This is a genomic window from Ornithinibacter sp. (assembly GCF_035443565.1).
Lineage (GTDB): Bacteria > Actinomycetota > Actinomycetes > Actinomycetales > Dermatophilaceae > Fodinibacter.
Genome location: NZ_DAORSO010000134.1, coordinates 1,522 through 4,433, shown reverse-complemented (window position 1 = coordinate 4,433; position 2,912 = coordinate 1,522). Strand labels below are relative to the sequence as shown.

Below are 2,912 nucleotides of genomic sequence, written 5' to 3'. Positions count from 1 at the left end.
AGGAACGCGACGCGGCGCAGCGCCTCGACCGGGTGGACCGGCGCCTCGAGCGGTTCGAGCAGAGCGACCATCGACAGTTGCCCCGCGGCTCAGAGGATCTCGCGCAGCCCGGTGACGAGCCGGTCGATGTCGTTCTCGCTGGTGTAGGGCGCGAGCCCCACGCGCACCCCGCCGACGTCGCCCAGGCCGAGGTGGCGCGAGCACTCGATGGCGTAGAAGTGCCCGGCCGGGGCGTTCACCCCGCGCTCCGCGAGCAGCCCACGGATCTCCTGCGGGTCGCGCCCCTCCACGGTGAAGAGCAGGGTCGGCGTGCGCTTGGCCGCGTTGCTGTGCACGGTGACTCCGGGCAGGCCGCGCAGTGCGGGCTCGAGCACGTCGAGCAGCGCGCGCTCGTGCGCGTGCACCGCCTTCATCGAGGCTTCGATGCGCTCGCGACGCGTGCCGGATGCCGTGTCGTCACCCTCCGAGGACTCGGCGAGCCCTGCGATGAAGTCGACGGCCGCGGTGGCCCCGGCGAGGGCCTCGTACGGCAGGGTGCCGAACTCGAACCGCTCGGGGACGTCGTTCGTCGAGGGCAGCAGCTTGTCGGGGTGCAGCGTCTCGAGCAGGTCGGGGGAGGCGGCCAGTACCCCGCAGTGCGGCCCCATGAACTTGTACGGCGAGCACGTCCAGACGTCGGCGTCGAGCGCGACGATGTCGACCGAGGCGTGCGCGGTGGCATGCACCCCGTCCACCCAGTGCAGCGCGCCGACCTCGTGCGCCAGCCGGGAGATGTGGCACACGGGGGGCTTGGTGCCGATGAGGTTCGAGGCCGCGGTGGTCGCGACGAGGCGCGTGCGCTCGGTGACGACGGCGGCCACGGCATCCGCGGTCAGCTCGCCGGTGGCCGGGTCGAAGTCGACCCAGCGCATCGTGGCGCCGGCGGACTGCGCGGCCTGCACCCACGGGCGCACGTTCGAGTCGTGGTCGAGGCGGGTCACGACGATCTCGTCACCCGGGCCCCAGTTCTTGGCCAGGGTGCGCGAGAAGTCGTAGGTGAGGGCGGTCGCGCTGCGGCCGTGGACGATGCCGCGCGGGTCGGCGCCGAGGAAGTCGGCATAGGCCGAGCGGAAGTCGGCGACGACGGCATCCGCCCGCCGCTCCGAGGGGGTGAAGGTGCCGCGGTTGGAGATCGCGGCGGTCACGGTGTCCGCGATCGCGCGGCCGACGACGTCGGGCACCTGGCTCCCACCGGGCCCGTCGAAGTGGGCACCACCCTCGGCGAGCGAGGGGAAGTGGGCACGGACCGAGGCGACGTCGAACGGCATACCCGGCATCCTGCCTCAATCCCGACGACGTCCGGCAGGTTGGTGCCCCGAGCAACCACCGTGCCGGACGCTCAGGTCACCAGGAGGTGTGCAGGGGGCGGCCCTCGGCGAACCCGGCGGTGCTCTGGATGCCGACCGTCGCGCGGTCGTGGAACTCCTCCAGGGTGCGGGCTCCGGCATACGTGCAGCTGCTGCGCAGGCCCGCGACGATCTCGTCGATGACGTCCTCGACGCTCGGGCGGGCCGGGTCGACGTACATGCGGGCCGAGCTGATGCCCTCCTCGAACATCGCCTTGCGCGCCCGCTCGTAGGCCGTGTCGCTGGCCGTGCGGTGGCGCACCGCCCGCGAGCTCGCCATGCCGAACGACTCCTTGTACTGACGGCCCGCCTCGTCGGTGTAGAGGTCGCCGGGCGACTCGAGGGTGCCGGCGAACCACGAGCCGATCATGACGTTGCTCGCCCCGGCGGCCAGGGCCAACGCCACGTCGCGCGGATGCCGGACGCCCCCGTCCGCCCAGACGTGGCCTCCCAGCTCGCGCGCCGCAGCGGCGCACTCCAGCACCGCGGAGAACTGCGGGCGGCCGACGGCGGTCATCATCCGGGTCGTGCACATCGCGCCCGGCCCGACCCCGACCTTGACGATGTCGGCGCCGGCCTCGATGAGGTCACGGGTGCCCTGCGCCGAGACGACGTTGCCCGCGACCACGGGGACCTGGGGGTCGAGTGCCCGCACCGCACGCAGGGCCTCGATCATCTTCTCCTGGTGGCCGTGGGCGGTGTCGATGACGAGGGTGTCGGCACCGGCGTCGAGCAGGTCGGCTGCCTTGGCGGCGACGTCACCGTTGATGCCGACGGCCGCGGCGATCCGCAGCCTGCCGGTGTCGTCGGTGGCGGGGGAGTACAGGTGGGCGCGCAGGGCGCCCGGGCGGGTGAGGATGCCGACGAGCCGACCGTCGGGGGTCACCACCGGTGCGAGGCGGCGCCGGGCGTGGGAGAGGGTGTCGAAGGCCGACTCGACGTCGACCCCGTCGGGCAGCGACACCATGTCGCGCACCATGACGTCCTCGAGCTGGGTGAACCGGTCGACCCCGGTGAGGTCGGTCTCGGTGACGATGCCGACCGGGCGGTCGCCGTCGGTGACCAGGGCGGCACCGTGGGCGCGCTTGTGCAGCAGCACGAGGGCCTCGCCGACGGTCGTGCCGGGGGTCAGCGTGATGGGGGTGTCGTACACGAGGTGGCGAGACTTCTGCCACGCGATGACGTCGCGCACGATCTCGGCCGGGATGTCCTGCGGGATGACCGTGAGGGCCCCGCGGCGGGCGGTCGTCTCGGCCATGCGGCGCCCGGCGATGGCGGTCATGTTCGCGACGACGAGCGGGATCGTCGTTCCCGTGCCGTCGGCCGAGGACAGGTCGACGTCGAGCCGGCTCGTCACCGACGACCGGTTCGGCACCATGAAGACGTCGTCGTAGGTCAGGTCGTGCTGCGGCTGGAGGTCGTTGAGGAAGCGCACCCTCCCCAGCGTAGGTGGGCGGATGCCGGCCGGATGCCGGTGCGGGTGGAGACGGTGGGCGGAGAGCGACCGGCTCGCCCCGGCATCCGACC

At 72.9% G+C, this 2,912-nt stretch carries 2 protein-coding genes; both read right to left on the bottom strand.

Annotated elements, in window-relative coordinates; all coding sequences use genetic code 11:
• Window positions 1-89: 89 nt before the first annotated feature.
• On the bottom strand, window positions 90-1,307 hold the full coding sequence (locus tag PLL68_RS11680) for a cysteine desulfurase-like protein (protein ID WP_324534271.1): 1,218 nt from the start codon (window positions 1,305-1,307) through the stop codon (window positions 90-92).
• Window positions 1,308-1,383: 76 nt separating this feature from the next.
• Window positions 1,384-2,820, bottom strand: coding sequence for a GuaB1 family IMP dehydrogenase-related protein (locus PLL68_RS11675; protein WP_324534276.1), 1,437 nt, complete (start codon window positions 2,818-2,820; stop codon window positions 1,384-1,386).
• Window positions 2,821-2,912 lie beyond the last annotated feature (92 nt).